This window comes from Streptomyces alboniger (assembly GCF_008704395.1).
Lineage (GTDB): Bacteria > Actinomycetota > Actinomycetes > Streptomycetales > Streptomycetaceae > Streptomyces > Streptomyces alboniger.
In genome coordinates, this window is the sequence record NZ_CP023695.1 from 4,428,355 (window position 1) to 4,446,558 (window position 18,204).

Sequence of the window (18,204 nt, forward strand, 5' to 3'; positions counted from 1 at the left end):
CACCCGGTGGGGTTCAGGGCGGTCACAGGGTGGCCCCTGAGAAGAGTGCGGGGAGCGCGGGGAGTGGGGAACATGGCGGACAAGACCACGGCGGTAGCCGAGCCGGAGCGGGGGAGCGACGCCGCGCTGCAAAACAAGCCGCGCAAGCCGGACAAAGCCGAGCCGCAGCCGCGCAGCGTGCGCGTCGTGCTGATGGCACTGATGATCACGATGCTGCTCGCGATGCTCGACAACATGATCGTGAGCCCCGCGATGCCGACGATCGTCGGCGACCTCGGCGGCCTTGAGCACCTGTCGTGGGTCGTCACCGGATACACCCTGGCCACCGCCGCCTCCACCCCGATCTGGGGCAAGGTCGGCGACATGTACGGGCGCAAGGGCTCCTTCCTCACCGCCATAGTGATCTTCCTCGTGGGCTCTGTGCTGAGCGGCATGGCACAGGACATGGGGCAGCTCATCGGCTTCCGCGCGATCCAGGGACTTGGCGCGGGCGGCCTGATGGTCGGCGTCATGGCGATCATCGGTGACCTGATCCCGCCGCGGGAGCGCGGCAAGTACATGGGCATGATGACCGGCGTCATGGCCGTCGCGATGATCGGCGGCCCGCTCGTCGGCGGCACCATCACCGACCACCTCGGCTGGCGCTGGGCCTTCTACATCAACCTGCCGCTGGGCGCCGTGGCCCTCGCCATGGTCACCGCCGTCCTGCACCTGCCCAAGAAGAAGGCCGAAGGGCGCATCGACTACCTCGGCGCGGCCCTGCTCACCGTCGGCATCAGCGCGCTCGTGCTCGTCACCACCTGGGGCGGCACGGAGTACGCCTGGAGCTCGGCCGTGATCATGGAGCTGATCGCGATCGGCGTGGCCTCGCTCGTGGGCTTCCTCTTCGTACAGAAGAGGGCCGCCGAGCCGATCATGCCGCTGCACATCTTCCGCAGCCGCAACTTCTCCTTGATGGCAGTGATCGGCTTCATCAGCGGCTTCGTGATGTTCGGCGCGATGCTCTTCCTGCCGCTCTACCAGCAGTCGGTACAGGGCGCCTCGGCCACCAACTCCGGGCTGCTGCTGCTTCCGCTGCTGCTCTCGATGATGGTCGTCTCCCTGTTCGCCGGCCGGTTCACGACCGCCACCGGCAAGTACAAGGCGTTCCCGATCGTCGGCACCGTGCTGATGGTCGTGGGGTTCTTCCTGCTGGCCCAGATGGACACCGGGACCTCGCGGCTCACGTCGGGCCTCTACATGGCGGTGCTCGGCGCGGGCATGGGCTTCCTGATGCAGGTCACCATGCTGGTCGCCCAGAACAGCGTCGAGCTGAAGGACATGGGCGTCGCCTCCTCCTCGGCCACGCTCTTCCGTACGCTCGGCTCCTCCTTCGGCGTCGCGATCATGGGCGCGCTCTTCAACCACCGCGTCCAGGACGTGATGGCCGAGCGCGCCGGTGAACTGGGCGGCAAGGTGACCGAGAAGTCGGCGCAGCTCGATGCGGCGAGCCTCGCGAAGCTGCCGGAACAGGTGAGCGACGCGTACAAGTTCGCGGTGTCCTCCGGCACGCACTCGGCGTTCCTGCTCGGCGCGGCCGTCGGCGTCGCCGCGCTGCTCGCCTCGCTCTTCGTGAAGGAGACCCCGCTGCGGGGTGCGGGCCCCGCCGACAGCTAGTCCGCGGGCGAGGGGCCGTTGTCAGCGCCGCGTGCCAACATCGACGTATGACCGCATGACGGCATGACGGCATGACGGCAGTTGGGAGCAGACCATGATCAAGGGACTCGCCATCTCCACCGTCTGGGTCCTGGACCAGGACCGGGCCAAGGAGTTCTACACCCAGAAGCTCGGTTTCGAGGTCCGTACGGACATGACCATGGGCGACGGCGGCATGCGCTGGCTCACCGTCGGCGCAAAGGACCAGCCCGACGTGGAGCTGACGCTGATGGTGCCGGGCCCGCCGTCCCTGGACGACGAGTCGGCCGAGGCCATGAAGAAGCTGGTCGCCAAGGGAGTCCTCGGCGCGGGCGTCCTGGTCACCGACGACGTCCACGGGGACTACGAGAAGCTGAAGGCGCGCGGCGTGGAGTTCCTCCAGGAGCCGCAGGAGCGCCCCTACGGCACCGAGGCGCTCTTCCGCGACGACTCCGGGAACTGGTTCTCGTTCACGCAGCGCCGCGAGGGCGGCTTGGACCTCGACAAGGACTGGTCCTGCTGACGACGGCGCCCCCGGACCGGGATCAGAGGTTGTCCGGCAGCTGAAGGATCGGGAAGCTCCCCGTGCTCGTGGGCGCGTGTTCCGGCAGCCACAGCACGGCGACCGCCCCCTCGGAGGGCTCACCGGGCGCCACCCCCGCCGGGCGTACGTTGCGGAAGGTGAGCCGCGCGCCGAGCACCCGCGCCTGGCCCGCGGCGATCGTCAGGCCCAGGCCGTGGCCGTGCCCCGCCCGGTCCGTGCTGCCGGTGCGGAAGCGGCTCGGCCCCTCGTCCAGGAGCGCCTCGGGGAAGCCGGGCCCGTGGTCGCGCACCCGCACCACGCGGCCCTCGACGCTGACCTCGATCGGCGGCTTGCCGTGCTTGGCCGCGTTGGCGACGAGGTTGCCGAGGATGCGCTCCAGGCGGCGCGGGTCGGTGGTGACCTCCGACTCGTGCACCACCGTCACCGTCACGTCCGCGGTCAGGGCCGCCATCCGCCGGGTCACGAACTCGCCGAGCGTGATGTCCTGCAACTCGGCCCGCTCGGCCGCGGAGTCGAGACGGGCCACTTCGAGGACGTCCTCGACGAGCGTGCGCATGGCCTGCGCGCGGTCCTTGACCAGCTCGCTCGGCCGGCTGGGCGGCAGCAGCTCGGCGGCCGTGAGCAGACCGGTCACCGGGGTGCGCAGCTCGTGCGCGATGTCCGCGGTGACCCGCCGCTCGGCTTCGAGCCGCTGCTTGAGCGCGTCGGCCATGGCGTCCACGGCGCTCGCCAGATCGTCGGTCTCGTCCTTCACGACACCGCCGATGGCGGCACGGACACTGACGTCCGTCTGCCCCTGGGCGACCTCGCTCGCCGCCGTCGCCGCCTTGCGCAGCCGACGCGACAGCTGCCCGCCGATCAGCACGCCGAGCGCGCAGCCGCCGAAGACGACCGCGATCGAGCCGATGACCAGGGCCTGGTCGAGGTCCTTCATGACGGTGGCGCTGCGGTCGGTGAAACGGGAGTGCAGCGAAAGGACGTGCCCGTCGGCGAGCGGCACGGCCGCCCAGATGTCCGGCACCCCGTCGGGCTTGTCCTCCACATAGGTCGCGCGGCGGCCCTTGAGGACCGTCTCCCGCAGCTCCTCCGGGAGCGCCGGGTCGTCGACCTTCGTACCGAACTGGAGGGTCTGCCGCTGGGAGGCGGAGTAGAGCCGAAGGGCGAACTGGATGCGCTCGTCCTGCACATCGCGCGCGTTGTCGAGCATCGAGACCCGCGCGGCGTTGTGCACGACCAGGCTCAGCACCACCGCGACCAGCGCGCCGACCAGCGCGATCGCCGCGCTGATCTTCCAGCGCACGCCCGTGCGCAGGCCGGACCGCAGCACCTGGCGGGCACGGCCGACCACGCCGGGGCCTCCGTTCCTACCCCCGTTCATACACGTCCCTCGCGTTCGCGGCCCTTGAGGCGGCGCCGTACACCGATCGTCACGCGCCCGCTCACGCCTTGAGCTTGTATCCGAAGCCGCGGACCGTCTCGATGCGGTCCTGACCCACCTTCGTACGCAGCCGCTGCACATGGACGTCGACGACGCGGGTGTCGCCGCCCCAGCCGTAGTCCCAGACCCGCTCAAGGAGCTTGTCGCGGGACAGGACGGTGCCGGGCGCGGACGAGAACTCCAGGAGCAGGCGCATCTCGGTCGGCGTCAGCGCGACGGGGGCGCCGCCCCTGCGGACCTCCATGCCCTCCGTGTCGATCTCCAGATCGCCGAAGTGCAGCACGCCGCCGTCCGCCGACGCGCGCTCGTCCGCGGTGTTCGAGGCCGAGGCGGGGCCGCTCGCGTGTCCGAAGCGGCGCAGGACCGCGCGGATGCGGGCGACCAGGACGGCCCCGTCGAACGGCTTGGTCACGTAGTCGTCGGCGCCCGCCTCCAGACCCAGCACCACGTCGATGGAGTCGGCGCGCGCCGACAGCATGATCACCGGGACGGTCGACTCGTCACGGATGCGGCGGCACAGCGAGACACCGTCCAGGCCCGGCACCATCACGTCGAGCAGCGCGATGTCCGGCCGGTTCGCGCGGAACGCCTCCAGGCCCGCCAGACCGTCGGGCATGGCCGTCACCGCGAAGCCGTCGCGCTCCAGGGCGAGCTGGGTGGCCTCACGGATGACGTCGTCGTCCTCGACGAACAGGACATGGGTCTGCTCTGCCATCGGATGCTCTCAGTCCTTCTCGGTGCGTCGTACGTCGTACGTCGTACGTCGTGCTCGGTGCTCGGTGCTTGGTCCGCAGTGCTCAGTACTGTGCTCAGTACTCGTGTGTCCTTGAGGCCCGGTCGTCAACCGGCCGCCGGCGCGGGTTCCTCGCCGCCCACCGCGTTGCTGAAGTCGTTGCGCGTGCGTCCCGTCTCGGTGAAGCGGTTCGACGACCAGCGGTACGAGATCACTTCCTCGCCGGAGGGGTAGTCCACCGAGTCGCCCTCCTCGTACAGCTGTTTGGTCACGACCAGTTCGCCCCGGTCGATCTCGGTGTAGACGGAAGCCGGTTCCTCGGCCGTGAAGACATTCTCGTACCTGCCGCCCTGGGCGCGATACACATAGCTGCCGATGCCGACGGCGTCCGCGCAGGTCAGTACGTTCACCACGACATCGGCGGCGGATCCGCCGGTCAGGTTCCCGTACGACACGTCGACCGGGTACGTCTTGCCCGCGCAGGGCTTCAGATCCCGCTTCACGGCCGGGCTGACCTTCGGGTCCTCCTTGACGAGCCGCACCGCGTCGATCTTCTTCGGCACGGGGACCGAGGACGACGGGGAGGGCGAGGAGGACACCACGCGCTCGCTGCGGGCCGGTCCCTCGACCCGCGCGCCGGAACCGCCCGTCGAACAGGCGGAGAGCAAAAGGCCGACGGCGGCGAGTCCGGCCACCGCCGTACTCGCCGCCCGCACGCTTCTCGTGGCCCGAGGGCCTAGGCCGCGCAACGCTCCCGCTCCTCACGTTCGAGCGCGCGTGCGACCAGTTCCTCGCGGTCCCGGCTCTCCAGCTCCTGGCGGAGGCGGGCGAGCGCCCGGTGCAGCGTGCTCTTGACCGTTCCTGCCGACATGCCGAGTGCGGCGGCCGTCTCCTCTGTGGACATCTGCTCCCAGTGTCGCAGCACGACGACGCTGCGCTGCTTGGGTGCGAGCACCTTCATGATGTCCATGAGCAGAGCGCGGTCCGCGTGCTGTTCGGTGGAGTCTTCCACGCTCGCGTCGGGCAGCTGCTCGGTAGGCACCTCTTCGAGCTTGCGCGCCCGCCACCACTCCGTACGCGTATTGATCATGACGCGGCGCAGATAGGCGTCCGCGAGCCGCTTGTCGGCTATGCCGTCCCAACGGCCGTACGTGCGTACGAGTGCGGTCTGCAACAGGTCCTGGGCGTCCACGGGGTCGGGAACCAGGCGCCGGGCACTGCGCAGCAGGGCATCCTGCCGAGTGCGGACGTACTCTTCGAACTCGAGCACCTCGCCGTGCGCCATATCAAACCGCCTCCGTTCCATCCCCATTGCCGACCGCGGCCCCTGCCTGTGCGGTACAGGTAAGAAGCTACGTAGGCCGTGTCACGGGGTTGTGCGGAGCAGCCAGCGGAGGGCGCACGGCTGTGCGTAGGTTGTGTAACAGAAGTAGGACGCGCGTAAACGCCTGTGCGTCAGGTCATCGGCAGACGGTACATACCGCCCGGCAGGGGCTCGACGAGCCCGTCCGCGACCAGCCCGTCCAGCGCGCGGGCTCGCTGCACCGGCTCGTCCCACACCCGGTCCAGCGTCGCCTGCGGCACGGGCGTCACGGCCTCACGGAGCACGGCGAGCAGCTTGCCCCGCACCTGGCGGTCCGTGCCCGCGTACGTCTGGCCGCGGCGGGCCGGACCCTCGTGCGCCGGCTTCCCCGCCGCGCGCCAGGCGCACTGGGCGGCGATCGGGCACCGGGCGCAGTTCTCGTTCTTCGCGGTGCACACCAGGGCGCCCAGCTCCATCGAGGCGGCGGCCCAGCGCGACGCGGTGCGTTCGTCCTCGGGGAGCAGGGCGCGGGCGAGCTTGCGCTCGGCGGCGGTCGTCGCGTTCGGCGGGTACTGCACGCCGGTCACGGCCCGCGCGAAGACCCGGCGCACGTTCGTGTCGAGGACCGCGTGCCGCTGCCCGTACGCGAAGGACGCCACGGCGGCCGCGGTGTACTCCCCGATGCCGGGCAGGGCGAGCAGCTGGGCGTGGAGCCTGGGTACGTCGCCGCCGTGCCGCTCCGTTATGGCGACGGCCGCGCCGTGCAGCCGCAGGGCACGGCGCGGATAACCGAGCCGCCCCCAGGCGCGGACGGCCTCGCCGGGAGCCTCCTCGGCGAGGTCGGCGGGGCGGGGCCAGCGGGCCAGCCACTGCTCGTACACGGGCAGGACGCGACTGACGGGCGTCTGCTGGAGCATGAACTCACTGACCATCACGCCCCACGGCCCGGCGTCCTCGCGCCGCCACGGAAGATCACGGGCGTGTGCGTCGAACCAGGCGATGACGGGGGTGTGGAGGGTGTCCCCGGTGCGCTCGGGGGAGTCCCCCGGGTCGGCGGCCGGGTTGTGCGGCAGGGGCTTCGTGGGAGCAGTCATGGCAGGGTCGATCCTGCCATGGCCTCGACGGTTCTACGGGGTTGTGGGGGCGGGGTGTTGTTGCTCGCCTGCGGCCCGGTGGCGTCTTTCCGCGCTCCGCGCGGTTTCTCCCCCACCCACCCGCCCGTCTGCCCAGCGCTACACACCACTGGGCGGTGCTCTGCGCAGCGCCGTCGGGGGGGGGGGGAGACCTGACGATCGGCAGGGGCGCGAGGGCGAGGAGGGCACGTAGCGTCGAGGGCGTGCACAGGCGTATGCGGGGGATGGCGATGGGGGCGGGGCTCGCGCTGCCCGCCGGGGCAGTCGAGTGGCTGGGGCTGGACACCCCTCGCTCGATCCCCCAGCACCTCGCCGCACTCGCCACCCTCGCCTGCGCCATCGGCGTCCGCCGGACCCGCCCCCTGCTCGCGTTCCTCCTCGCGGCCGCCCTCGGCCTCGTCACCGCCCCCCCCTCTTCACCCTCTCCTACGGCCCGGCCCTCGCCGCCTTCGCCGTACTCCTCGGCCGCCGCGCGGTCCGGGCTTGCGGCGCCCTGCTCGCCTTCACGGCCATCGCCGTCTTCGGCACGGTCAAGATCGCCGCACGGGATGTCGACCCCGTGGTCGAGTGGCTCGTCCTCATGGGGACGCTCGTGTTCGGCGCGGTCTTCCCCTGGCTGGCGGGTCGCTACTGGCGCCAGGGCCGCGAACTGGCCGCCGCGGGCTGGGCGCGCGCCGGCCAGCTGGAGCGTGAGCAGCGCATCGTCGCCGACCGGGCGCGGCTGCGCGAACGGGCCCGCATCGCCCAGGACATGCACGACTCCCTGGGCCACGAACTGAGCCTGATCGCCGTTCGCGCGGGTGCCCTCCAGGTCGCCCCCGACCTGCCGAGTCCGCACCGCGAGGCCGCAGCGGACCTCCGCGCGGCCGCCTCGCAGGCCACCGACCGATTGCACGCCATCATCGGTCTGCTCCGCGAGGACGACGACGAGTGTGCCCCGCTCGCCCCGACCGGGGAGAGCGTCGCCGACCTCGTCGCCCGCGCCAAGGAGTCCGGCCTTCAGATCACGTACGACGACGACCGGTACGACGATGACCGTTACGCCGGTGGCCGGTACGACGGTGACCGAGGTGCCCTGAGTGCCCTAGGTGATCAACGGGGCCCGGCCGACCAAAGGGGAGCGGTGAGTGGCGTCGCCGACGGCGGGCCGGCCGAACGCACCCTCCACCGCGTCGTCCAAGAGGCCCTGACCAACGCCGCCAAGCACGCGCCCGGCGCCCCCGTCACCGTCACGGTGGCATGCGGCGACACCACGACGACGACGGTCACCGTCACCAACGGCCGCCCCGAGCACCACGGTTCGCCCTCCGACGGCGGCACCGGCCTGCGCGGCCTGCGCGCCCGCGTCACCGACCTCGGCGGCACCTTCGACGCGGGCCCGCACGGCGACGGCTTCCGGGTCACCGCGCGCCTGCCCGCCGAGGGCATCGCCCCCGCCCGCCCCGCCGCTCCAGGCCCCCCGCACCCCGGCGCCCACCTCGCGCACGCGCGCCGCCGCACCGTCCTGGCCTTCGGCGCCGCCGTCACCACGGGCGTGCTGCTCGTCGGGGGGACCTTCGCCTGGTACGCGTACTCCCGGACCCACTCGGTCCTCGACCCCGCCGACTTCGCGCGGCTGCGTGTCGGCGAGCCGCGCGCCGAGGTCGAACGCGTCCTGCCGGACCAGGCCGCCTCCGACCCGCCGGTCGAACGCGCGCCGACCCCGCCGCCCGAGGGCGCCGACTGCGCGTACTACCGCGCGAGCGGTGAACTCTTCACCGCCGTCCCCTACTTCAGAATCTGCTTCGGCTTCGGCAAGGGCGGTGCCCGGCTCGTGGACAAGACCGTGATCCCCACGGCTGACGCGATGAACAAGGAGCGTGTGCGGTGAACGCGGTGAACGCGGTGAACACGGTGAACACAGTGGACACGGTGAACGACGTCATCCGGGTCCTGTTGGCAGACGACGAGGCCATGATCCGCGCGGGCGTACGCGCCATCCTCGCGGCGGGCGGCGGCATCGAGGTCGTCGCGGAGGCGGGGGACGGGCGCGAGGCCGTCTCTCTCGCGCAGGCCCACCGGCCCGACGTGGCGCTGCTCGACGTTCGTATGCCGCGCCTGGACGGCCTCGCCGCAGGTGAGGAGATCGTGCGTACGGTGCCGGGCACCGCTGTCGCCATGCTGACGACGTTCTCCGAAGACGCGTACGTGGCACGGGCGCTGGGCGGGGGAGCCACCGGTTTCCTGCTGAAGTCCGGCGATCCGCACGAACTCATCGCGGGTGTCAGGGCGGTGGCGGGCGGCGCCGCCTTCCTCTCGCCCAAGGTGGCCCGGCACGTCATCGACGGCTTCGGCGCCCGCCGCATGGGCCGCGGCGTCGAGGCCCGTGCCCGCGTGGAGGCCCTCACCCCGCGCGAACGCCAGGTCCTCGGCCTGGTCGGCGCGGGCCTGTCCAACCCGGAGATCGCCGCCCGGCTCCATCTCGTGGAGGGCACGGTCAAGGCGTATGTGAGCGCGGTCCTCGACCGGCTCGGGGTCAAGAACCGCGTACGGGCGGCGATCGTCGCGTACGAAGCGGGGCTCGTCCCGGATCCGGACTGAGCCCCGCCCGGTCAGCCCCGTCCGGTCAGCGGCGGCGGTGCGAGTCGCGGCGGTGCGCGCCGCCCTGCCGCGGGTCGTAGTGCCGCGGGTCCTGGTGACGCGAGTCGCCGTACTGAGAGTCGCCGTGCTGCGCGTCGCCGTGGTGCGCGCCTCCGTGTTGCGCGTCGTGGCGGCGGAACGTCATCGTCGGGGTGTCGTACGCCGCCGGATCCGTCGCGGGCGACGGGGCGAGGGCGGGACCCGGGCCCGCGAACCACTTCACGACGCCCGTCGAGGACCCCCGCATCGCCTGCCCGATCCGCGCCACGGGACGCGTGGTGAGCCGTACGACCACGAACGTGATCACCGCGCCGAAGACGAGACCCACCACCACGTCGTGCGGGTAGTGCACGCCGACGAAGACCCGCGAGAAGGCCATGAGCACGGCCATCGGAACCGTCAGGGCCGCGATGCGCGGCCAGGCGAGCGCGAGGCCGACGGCGGCGGCGCCCGCGATCGTCGAGTGGTTGCTGGGGAAGGACCAGTCTCCGTAGGCCGGGCACTCGACGAGCGGCTTCAGCGCGCCGGACACCGCCCGGCAGGGACGCTCCTCGTCGATCACGGACTTGAGCAACTCGCTGCACACGTACGCCACCGCGGTGGCCAGGGGAGCGAGCACCGCGATCGCCAGCGCGCGCGGGTCACCGCGCCGGGCACGCCACCAGGCGACGATGAAGAGCACGCCGAAAAGAAGCAGTCCGAGCTCCGTCCACACCTCGGCGAGGTGCTGGAACCACGACGGGGTGTCGTGGGCGAAGTCGGTGATGTCGCGGTAGAGATCGTCGTCCATGGTGTCCATGATTACGGACGGTACGGAGTGGGTCCGAATCGTCACATCTGGCGATCGTCCCGTGCGGACCCTGACGATGGACAGGGTCGGGAGGGCATCAGGGGCTATAGGGGCTATAGGGGCTTTGGGGGCTTTACGGGCTTCGGAGGCTTCTGCGGAATGATGATCCGCAAACTTTGTTGCTCGGGGCGGCGGGTGGGGCGGGACGCGCGCCGGATCTCTCGTAAGGTTTGGGCGTGGGATCTCTGCGCAATCCGGTCGGGCCGCTTCCCTCCACCATCTACTGGCGTCGGAGGGCCGTTCTGCTGTCCGTGTTCGGCCTGCTGGTGCTACTCGCCGTATGGATCGCGACCTCGGGTGGCGGGGGCGGGAAGAACGGCGCCGACGGCCCGAGCGGCAACGGCCCCGCCACGTCCATCACTCCCGGACCGGGCGATTCCGGGCCCGCGATCAGTGAACACCCGGGCGGGCGGGACGAGTCGGACGAGGGCTCGGACTCCGGTTCCGGTTCCGGCTCCGGCGGCTCCGGCGGCTCCGGCGGATCGGGCGGCTCGGACGGATCGGGCTCCGGCGGTTCCGACGGCTCCAAGGGGTCCGGCGGCGGCTCGGACGGCGACGCCAAGGGTGGCGGCGGCTCGGGCGACCGGCTCCCGGCCGGCACGCGCGTGCCCGACTGCACCAGCGACGCCGTGAAGTTGAAGGTGCGAAGCGTTCGGAACGAGTACGAGATCGGCGAGAAGCCGAAGTTCGAGCTGATCGCCGAGAATCGCGGCGGCAAGGCCTGCAAGATCGATATGGGCGGCAAGGGAACGGTCCTGACGATCACTCAGGCCGACGGCGACGACGAGTTCTGGTCCTCGGCCGACTGCCCCTCCGGGGGCGGCAGCCTGCTGCTGCGCGTGCCGGCCGACGGGCGGATCACGCACACCGTGCAGTGGGACCGGCGGGGGAGCGAGCCGAAGTGCGCTACGCCTTCGGCGGGAGTTGCGGGGGCCGGTACGTATCTTGTCGAGGCGAAGGCGCCTGGGCTCGGGGTTGCTCGCGCCTCGTTCGTTCTTGAGAAGGACTGATCCCCGCAGACCGCTGGACGTAACCGACGCTAGGCGTACCGCTAGACGTACCGCTCCAGGATCGAGGACTCCGCCAGGCGGGAGAGGCCCTCGCGGACGCTGCGGGCCCGGGCCTCGCCCACGCCGTCCACCGTCTGGAGGTCGTCCACGCTGGCGGCGAGCAGCTTCTGTAGGCCGCCGAAGTGCTCGACGAGGCGGTCGATGATGGCGCCGGGGAGCCGGGGGACCTTGGCGAGGAGGCGGAAGCCGCGCGGTGAGACCGCCGAGTCCAGGGCCTCCGGGGAGCCGGTGTAGCCCAAGGCACGCGCCACGGTGGGCAGTTCGAGAAGCTCCGCGTGGGTGAGGGCGTCCAGCTCCTGGAGCGCCTCGTCGACCGTGCGGGAGCGCTTGGCGGTCGGCTCGGGCACGTAGTCCCTGACGACCAGCTCGCGCTCGGGCTCGACGCCCGCGATCAACTCGTCCAGCTGGAGGGCGAGAAGACGGCCGTCCGTGCCCAGCTCGACCACGTACTCGGCGATCTCCGTGGCGATGCGGCGCACCATCTCCAGACGCTGGGCGACCGCCGTGACGTCCCGCACCGTCACCAGGTCCTCGATCTCCAGGGCGGAGAGCGTGCCGGCGACCTCGTCGAGACGCAGCTTGTAACGCTCCAGGGTCGCGAGGGCCTGGTTCGCGCGGGAGAGGATCGCCGCCGAGTCCTCCAGGACGCGGCGCTGCCCGTCCACGTACAGCGCGATCAGGCGCATCGACTGGGAGACGGAGACGACCGGGAAGCCGACCTGCTTGGAGACGCGGTCCGCCGTGCGGTGCCGCGTGCCCGTCTCCTCGGTGGGGATCGTCGGATCCGGCACCAGCTGCACACCGGCGCGCAGGATCTTGGTGATGTCCTTGTCGAGGACGATGCCGCCGTCGAGCTTGCACAGCTCGCGCAGGCGCGTCGCGGTGAACTCGACGTCCAGGATGAAGCCGCCCGTGCACATCGACTCGACGGTCTTGTCCCAGCCGAGGACGATCAGACCGCCGGTGTTGCCGCGGAGGATGCGCTCGAGGCCGTCGCGCAGGGCCGTGCCGGGTGCGACGGCGCTCAGGGAGGCGCGCATCAGCACATCGGCAGCGGAGCTTCCGCCGGGCTTGCCGGGATTCGCTGCCCGGTCGTTGGCTGCCACTGCACTCCCTCGGTCGCAGGTTCCAAGCCTCTGCCGTACGTCTGTCTTCGTACGGATGGGCGAGACCAGGGCAAAGTCTACCGGCGCTCTTCCTCCTCCCGTGGGGCCTCCCGGCGACGGGACCGCGGAAGGACACGCAGCGCGTCACCCATGTCGGCGACTTCGATGACCTTCATACCGGCGGGGATCCTGCCGGGATCGGACGGCACGAGGGCGTGGGTGAAGCCGAGGCGGTGCGCCTCGGCCAGCCTGCGCTGGACGCCCGTGACCCGTCTGACCTCGCCCGCCAGGCCCACTTCACCGATCGCCACGAGATTCTTCGGCAGCGGGGTGTCGCTCGCCGCGCTGGCCAGGGCGAGGGCGACGGCGAGGTCCGCGGCGGGCTCGGAGAGCTTCACGCCGCCGACCGTCGCGCTGTAGATGTCCCGCTTGCCGAGGGCGGTGATCCGGCCGCGCTGCTCCAGGACGGCCAGCATCATCGAGACCCGGGAGGTCTCCAGGCCGGAGGTGGTGCGCCGGGGGCTCGGGATCTGGGAGTCGACCGTGAGCGCCTGGACCTCGGCGACCAGGGGGCGGCGGCCCTCCAGGGTGACGGTCAGACAGGTGCCGGGGACGGGCTCGGCGCGCCGGGTGAGGAAGAGGCCGCTGGGGTCGGCGAGGCCGGTGATGCCCTCGTCGTGCAGCTCGAAGCAGCCGACCTCGTCCGTCGTGCCGTACCGGTTCTTGACGCCGCGCACCAGGCGCAGGCGCGCGTGCCGGTCGCCCTCGAACTGGAGGACCACGTCGACGAGATGCTCCAGGAGGCGCGGACCCGCGATCGCGCCGTCCTTGGTGACGTGACCGACCAGGAGCGTCGACATGCCCCGCTCCTTGGAAGCGCGGATCAGCGCGCCCGCGACCTCACGGACCTGCGCCATGCCGCCGGGCGCGCCGTCGATCTCGGGCGAGGCGACCGTCTGCACCGAGTCGAGGACCAGGAGCGAGGGCTTGACCGCGTCCAAGTGGCCGAGGACGGCGGACAGATCGGTCTCCGCCGCCAGGTAGAGGTGGTCGTCGATGGCGCCGATGCGGTCGGCGCGCAGCCTGACCTGGCTCGCCGACTCCTCACCCGTCACATAGAGCGTGCGGTGCTGCTCGCTCGCCGCCTTCGCCGAGACGTCGAGCAGCAGCGTCGACTTGCCGACGCCCGGCTCGCCCGCGAGCAGCACCACGGCGCCGGGGACGAGGCCGCCGCCGAGCACGCGGTCCAGCTCGGGCACGCCGGTGGAGCGCGCGGTGGCCTGGCGGCCGTCGACCTCACCGATCGGGACGGCGGAGGAGGTGACCCGGCCGGGGGCGGTGGTACGGACCGCGGGCGCGCCGTACTCCTCGACCGTGCCCCATGCCTGGCATTCGGGGCAGCGGCCGAGCCACTTGGCCGTCTGCCAGCCGCACTCGGTGCAGCGGTAGGACGGACGGTCCTTGGTGGATTTCGTACGGGCAGCCATGCTCGGAACCGTAACCGAGCCCACTGACAACGCGGCCCGAGCCCACTGACAAACGCGGCCCGAGCCCGTCGGCAACGCCGCACGCCGTGGTCCCGTCCGCTCCTGACGTACGCCCGGCGCCCGCCCCGCGCGCGAGTCAAGGCCCCGGAATGATGGGTTCCTGTCCCCTTTTGAGGGATCTGTTCACCCGTAAGGATTAAATGTGCGCAAGAGGGCGGAAGGAGCCTGCATCATCCGCCTAACTTCGCACGGGTGATGAGCAGCAGGCCGGAAACTTCCGCGAACGCAACCGGCGCACACCGGGCGCACCGTGACGCGCGCCAGCGTGTGGTGCCCCGCCAGGCACCCCGGACGACTCCGCCCGCGCGCTACGAACCGTGTCTGGACGGCCTGTTCACGTACTGCCTGTCCGTCCTGTGCGATCACGACGCGGCGACCGCGGCGCTGGGGGACGTGCTCCACCTCGCCGAGCGCCGGGGCTCGCGCGGCCCCGAAGCCGACGGCGAGCTGCGCCCCTGGCTCTACGCCCTCGCTCGCTGGGTCTGCCTGCGCCGTTTGGCCGAAGCCAAACGGAACCGCCAGGGCGCGCACGCGGCCAGGGGGGCGGGGGGCCGCAGAGGCGCGGGCAGGGGCAGGGGCGGGGGCAGGGGCGCCGACCGGGACGCGGGTGCCGCCACCCGCGCCTCGAAGACCGAGGTCCCGACCGACCCGGCGACTCCGACCGACCATGCCGCCCAGGCCGCCCAGTCCGCCCAGTCCGCTCCGACCGACTCGACCGCCCCGACCGACCCGGCCCCCCGGACCACTCCGAACCCGCCCACCCCGCCGACCCCTGCCACACCCCCCACCCCCGAAGAGACCGAGCGCCAACGGCACCGCGAACTGGCCCAGCTCGCCTGGCCCGAGGCCGCCGGCACGACCCCCGAGCAGCGCGAGGCCCTCGAACTGGCCGTGCGCCACCAGCTCACCCCGGCCGAGGTCGCCGCCGTCCTCGGCATGGACCTCGCCAAGGCCCGCGCCCTGCTCGCCTCCGCCGCCTGCGAGGTGGAGCGCACCCGCGCCGCGCTCGCCGTCGTGGAGACCGGCAGCTGCCCCATCGTCGCCCGCCTCACCGGCGACAATCAGGTGCTGCTCGGCACGGCCCTGCGCCGCGAGCTGGTCCGGCACGTCGACGACTGCCCGCGCTGCCGCCGCACCGCCGAGCGCGCAGGCGCGGGCGCCTGGCCCGGCACGGCAGTCAGCCCCGCGAGGCTCCCCGTCGTCGAGGCTCCCCGCGACGCCCTCGCCACGGCGCACGTCCCACGCGCGCGGGGTGCCCACCCCCGCTACGACCGGCGTGGTTTCCCGATGGACCCCAAGGACCACGCCGCCCGCCGCGACCGCCTGCGCGCGCGTGCCGTCACGACGACCGTCGTCGCCACCGTGGTGGCCGCCCCGGTGCTCGCCCTCTGGGCCGCGTACCGCGGGGCGCCGCTCACCGGAGAGGGCCACGACGGCAGTTCGGTCACCGCCAGCGAGGGCGACGGCCCCGACGGCCTCGGCAGCGACCACGCGCGGGACTACGAGAACGCGGGCAACGCCCGCAAGGGCGCCGAGCCCCGCTTCACCGCGGACAGCCGCTCACCCCGCGTCTCCGTGGAGGTCATCAGCGGTGGCTCGGCGACGGGCCCCGGCCGCCTCACCGTAGAGGCGCGGCCCAGTGGCGACACGACGCTCATCACGCTCACGGCAACCGGAGGCTCGCCGGTCCGCTGGTCGGCGAGCGAGGGCGCGTCCTGGCTCTACCTGAGCCGCTCGTCCGGGACGCTCGCGCCGGGGGAGTCGGTCACGGTCCGGGTCTACGTCGACCATGCCCGTGAGCCCGCCGGGCACTGGCGGGCCCGGGTCGCCATCGCGCCATCGGGCGCGGCCATCTCCATCGAGGGGTACGGCGACGGACGACCGCCGGGCCGGCCGGGGCCGGGGCCGCGTCCCACTGACCCGGGGCCCTCTGATCCTGGTCCGTCCGATCCCGGGCCCTCCGACCCGGGTCCGTCCGATCCCGGTCCGTCCGACCCTGGGCCTTCTGACCCCGATCCCACACCTACGCCTACGGATCCGGCCCCTACGCCGTCGGATCCCGGGCCGGCGGACCCGTCCTCGCCGCCCGGCGATGAGGGCCCGAATCCCGGCTGAGCGCCGCCGGGGGCCGGGTTGTCTCGTATCCGTCGGCCGGAGGTGGCTGGGCGCGCCCACGCGGTGGAGCCGCACATGTCACAGCCCCGCGCCCCTACGGGGCTACCGGGTCCGCCGGATGCGGGGCCAGGAGCGGGAGTTGGGAGCCGAGGCGCTCCTCGCACAGCTCCACCAGACGGTCGTACCCCTCCTTGCCCATCATCTCGATCAGCTCGGGGCGATAGGAGACGTACACCGGGTCGCCCGCGCCGTGCGCCGACGTCGCCGACGTGCACCACCAGTGCAGGTCATGGCCGCCGGGGCCCCAGCCCCGCCGGTCGTACTCACCGATCGACACCTGGAGGACCCGCGTGTCGTCGGGCCGGTCGATCCACTCGTACGTACGGCGCACCGGCAGCTGCCAGCAGACGTCCGGCTTCGTCTCCAGGGGCTCGCGGCCCTCCTTGAGCGCCAGGATGTGCAGCGAGCAGCCCGCGCCCCCCGCGAAACCGGGGCGGTTCTGGAAGATGCACGAGCCGTTGTACGGACGGGTCTGGCGGTCGCCGTCCTCGTCCGTCGACACCCAGCCGGTCTCCCGGCCCACGTCGTGGTGCTGCCAGATGTCGGGCGTCAGGCGCTCCACGTACCCGGCGACGCGCTTCTCGTCGTCGTCGTCCGAGAAGTGCGCGCCCAGCGTGCAGCAGCCGTCGTCGGCGCGGCCCGCCTGGATGCCCTGGCAGCCACTGCCGAAGATGCAGTTCCAGCGGGAGGTCAGCCAGGTCAGGTCACAGCGGAAGATCTGCTCGTCGTCCGCGGGGTCGGGGAACTCCACCCACGCGCGGGCGAAGTCCAGGCCCTTCTCGTCCGGCTCGGTCTTCCCGGTCTTCGCGGTCTTCCCGGACTTGCCCACCGTCTCGTTCTTCTCGGGCCTGCCCAGCACCTTGTCGGCTTTGTCGGCCTTGCCGCCCTTCGCAGCCTTTTCCGGCTTCTCGGGCTTCTCAGGCTTCTTCGATTTGTCGGCCTTCGTCTTTTTCGTCTTTGGCACATCTCCAGGGTATGCGGGCGGTGGGCCGCCCGAGGCCAGACGAGCGCCCCATGCGGCGTAGCGTTCCGTACATGAGACTCGGTGTCCTCGACGTGGGGTCGAACACGGTGCATCTGCTCGTGGTCGACGCCCATCCCGGCGCGCGCCCCCTGCCCGCGCACTCCCACAAGGCCGATCTGCGCCTGGCCCAACTGCTCGACCCCGCGGGGGCGATCGGCCCCCAGGGCGTCGACCGGCTGGTCGCCACCGTCCGCGAGGCGGCGGAGGCCGCCGAGGACAAGGGCGTGGAGGAGATGCTGCCGTTCGCCACCTCCGCGGTGCGCGAGGCGACCAACGCCGACGAGGTGCTGGCCCGGGTCAGAGAGGAGACCGGCGTCGACCTCCAGGTGCTGTCCGGCGAGGACGAGGCCAGGCTCACGTTCCTCGCCGCCCGGCGCTGGTTCGGCTGGTCCGCGGGCAAGCTGCTCGTCCTGGACATCGGCGGCGGGTCGCTGGAGATCGCGTACGGCATGGACGAGGAGCCGGACTGCGCGGTCAGTCTGCCGCTCGGCGCCGGGCGTCTCACGTCCGCCTGGCTGCCCTCCGACCCGGCGGACCCCTCGGACGTGAAGGCGCTGCGGCGGCACGTGCGCGCCCAGATCGCCCGCACGGTCGGGGAGTTCGCCCGCTTCGGCGCACCCGACCACATCGTGGCGACGTCGAAGACGTTCAAGCAGCTCGCCCGCCTGGCCGGCGCGGCCCGCTCGGCGGAGGGCCTGCACGTCCAGCGCGAACTGAAGCACAAGTCCCTGGAGGACTGGGTGCCGCGGCTCGCCGCGATGACCACGCGCGAGCGCGCCGAGCTGCCCGGCGTCTCCGAGGGGCGGGCCGGACAGCTGCTCGCCGGGGCACTCGTCGCGGAGGGCGCGCTGGACCTCTTCGGGTGCGAGAGCGTGGAGATCTGCCCCTGGGCGCTGCGCGAGGGCGTGATCCTGCGGCGGCTCGACCACCTCCCCCCGACGCCGTGACCGGGCTCCATGAGGCCACCTCCCCGGCGCCGGGGCGCGGC

The 18,204-nt window shown here is 72.2% G+C and carries 15 protein-coding genes and 1 pseudogene; 7 read left to right on the plus strand and 9 right to left on the minus strand.

Going from position 1 to position 18,204, the window contains the following annotated elements; all coding sequences use genetic code 11:
- Nucleotides 1-72: 72 nt before the first annotated feature.
- Nucleotides 73-1,656, plus strand: a complete 1,584-nt coding sequence (locus CP975_RS19795; protein ID WP_150477184.1) for an MDR family MFS transporter — start codon at nucleotides 73-75, stop codon at nucleotides 1,654-1,656.
- 94 nt (nucleotides 1,657-1,750) lie between these two features.
- Complete coding sequence (locus CP975_RS19800; protein WP_055534658.1) at nucleotides 1,751-2,197, plus strand: VOC family protein; 447 nt, start codon at nucleotides 1,751-1,753, stop codon at nucleotides 2,195-2,197.
- A gap of 22 nt (nucleotides 2,198-2,219) precedes the next feature.
- On the opposite strand, the gene cseC is transcribed toward CP975_RS19800, so the two are convergent.
- The 5 genes from cseC to CP975_RS19825 form a co-directional block, all read right to left on the minus strand.
- Nucleotides 2,220-3,596 (minus strand): two-component system sensor histidine kinase CseC, encoded by a 1,377-nt coding sequence (gene cseC / locus CP975_RS19805; protein WP_070321282.1) that lies wholly within the window; start codon nucleotides 3,594-3,596, stop codon nucleotides 2,220-2,222.
- 61 nt (nucleotides 3,597-3,657) lie between these two features.
- Nucleotides 3,658-4,371 (minus strand): two-component system response regulator CseB, encoded by a 714-nt coding sequence (gene cseB / locus CP975_RS19810; RefSeq protein WP_055534654.1) that lies wholly within the window; start codon nucleotides 4,369-4,371, stop codon nucleotides 3,658-3,660.
- Between the two features lie 125 nt (nucleotides 4,372-4,496).
- A complete protein-coding gene (locus CP975_RS19815; protein WP_246201567.1) occupies nucleotides 4,497-5,084 on the minus strand; it encodes a hypothetical protein in 588 nt (195 codons plus the stop codon).
- Between the two features lie 41 nt (nucleotides 5,085-5,125).
- On the minus strand, nucleotides 5,126-5,674 hold the full coding sequence (locus tag CP975_RS19820) for a SigE family RNA polymerase sigma factor (protein ID WP_030785636.1): 549 nt from the start codon (nucleotides 5,672-5,674) through the stop codon (nucleotides 5,126-5,128).
- Between the two features lie 170 nt (nucleotides 5,675-5,844).
- Complete coding sequence (locus tag CP975_RS19825) at nucleotides 5,845-6,786, minus strand: HhH-GPD family protein (RefSeq protein WP_055534643.1); 942 nt, start codon at nucleotides 6,784-6,786, stop codon at nucleotides 5,845-5,847.
- Nucleotides 6,787-7,093: 307 nt separating this feature from the next.
- On the opposite strand from CP975_RS19825, the gene CP975_RS19830 reads away from it, so the two are divergent.
- Nucleotides 7,094-8,695, plus strand: coding sequence for a sensor histidine kinase (locus CP975_RS19830; protein ID WP_246201568.1), 1,602 nt, complete (start codon nucleotides 7,094-7,096; stop codon nucleotides 8,693-8,695).
- Nucleotides 8,696-8,700: 5 nt separating this feature from the next.
- Nucleotides 8,701-9,405, plus strand: coding sequence for a response regulator transcription factor (locus CP975_RS19835; protein ID WP_281292907.1), 705 nt, complete (start codon nucleotides 8,701-8,703; stop codon nucleotides 9,403-9,405).
- 232 nt (nucleotides 9,406-9,637) lie between these two features.
- Here the strand turns inward: CP975_RS19835 and CP975_RS19840 are convergent.
- A pseudogene (locus CP975_RS19840) lies at nucleotides 9,638-10,243 on the minus strand (phosphatase PAP2 family protein); the annotation flags it as partial.
- A gap of 227 nt (nucleotides 10,244-10,470) precedes the next feature.
- Between CP975_RS19840 and CP975_RS19845 the strand changes: the two are divergent.
- Nucleotides 10,471-11,304, plus strand: coding sequence for a hypothetical protein (locus CP975_RS19845; protein WP_150477185.1), 834 nt, complete (start codon nucleotides 10,471-10,473; stop codon nucleotides 11,302-11,304).
- A 41-nt stretch (nucleotides 11,305-11,345) separates the two neighbouring features.
- On the opposite strand, the gene disA is transcribed toward CP975_RS19845, so the two are convergent.
- Nucleotides 11,346-12,470: a DNA integrity scanning diadenylate cyclase DisA gene (gene disA / locus CP975_RS19850; RefSeq protein ID WP_055536174.1), complete on the minus strand. Its 1,125-nt coding sequence runs from the start codon at nucleotides 12,468-12,470 to the stop codon at nucleotides 11,346-11,348.
- A 77-nt stretch (nucleotides 12,471-12,547) separates the two neighbouring features.
- On the minus strand, nucleotides 12,548-13,957 hold the full coding sequence (gene radA, locus CP975_RS19855) for a DNA repair protein RadA (RefSeq protein ID WP_030785619.1): 1,410 nt from the start codon (nucleotides 13,955-13,957) through the stop codon (nucleotides 12,548-12,550).
- 255 nt (nucleotides 13,958-14,212) lie between these two features.
- Here radA and CP975_RS19860 point away from each other — a divergent pair, with 255 nt between their 5' ends.
- A complete protein-coding gene (locus tag CP975_RS19860) occupies nucleotides 14,213-16,132 on the plus strand; it encodes a BACON domain-containing protein (protein ID WP_220450191.1) in 1,920 nt (639 codons plus the stop codon).
- Nucleotides 16,133-16,226: 94 nt separating this feature from the next.
- Here CP975_RS19860 and CP975_RS19865 read toward each other — a convergent pair whose 3' ends face one another.
- Nucleotides 16,227-17,156, minus strand: coding sequence for a DUF3109 family protein (locus tag CP975_RS19865; RefSeq protein ID WP_055527787.1), 930 nt, complete (start codon nucleotides 17,154-17,156; stop codon nucleotides 16,227-16,229).
- Nucleotides 17,157-17,227: 71 nt separating this feature from the next.
- Here CP975_RS19865 and CP975_RS19870 point away from each other — a divergent pair, with 71 nt between their 5' ends.
- Complete coding sequence (locus CP975_RS19870) at nucleotides 17,228-18,163, plus strand: Ppx/GppA family phosphatase (RefSeq protein WP_055527789.1); 936 nt, start codon at nucleotides 17,228-17,230, stop codon at nucleotides 18,161-18,163.
- The last annotated feature ends 41 nt before the right edge of the window (nucleotides 18,164-18,204 follow it).

What these genes read in the sequence shown, in the direction of transcription:
- CP975_RS19795 (WP_150477184.1), top strand. Translation starts at nt 73, where the DNA reads ATGGCGGACAAGACCACGGCGGTAGCCGAGCCGGAGCGGGGGAGCGAC.
- CP975_RS19800 (WP_055534658.1), top strand. Translation starts at nt 1,751, where the DNA reads ATGATCAAGGGACTCGCCATCTCCACCGTCTGGGTCCTGGACCAGGAC.
- cseC (WP_070321282.1), bottom strand. Translation starts at nt 3,596, where the DNA reads ATGAACGGGGGTAGGAACGGAGGCCCCGGCGTGGTCGGCCGTGCCCGC.
- cseB (WP_055534654.1), bottom strand. Translation starts at nt 4,371, where the DNA reads ATGGCAGAGCAGACCCATGTCCTGTTCGTCGAGGACGACGACGTCATC.
- CP975_RS19820 (WP_030785636.1), bottom strand. Translation starts at nt 5,674, where the DNA reads ATGGCGCACGGCGAGGTGCTCGAGTTCGAAGAGTACGTCCGCACTCGG.
- CP975_RS19825 (WP_055534643.1), bottom strand. Translation starts at nt 6,786, where the DNA reads ATGACTGCTCCCACGAAGCCCCTGCCGCACAACCCGGCCGCCGACCCG.
- radA (WP_030785619.1), bottom strand. Translation starts at nt 13,957, where the DNA reads ATGGCTGCCCGTACGAAATCCACCAAGGACCGTCCGTCCTACCGCTGC.
- CP975_RS19860 (WP_220450191.1), top strand. Translation starts at nt 14,213, where the DNA reads ATGAGCAGCAGGCCGGAAACTTCCGCGAACGCAACCGGCGCACACCGG.
- CP975_RS19870 (WP_055527789.1), top strand. Translation starts at nt 17,228, where the DNA reads ATGAGACTCGGTGTCCTCGACGTGGGGTCGAACACGGTGCATCTGCTC.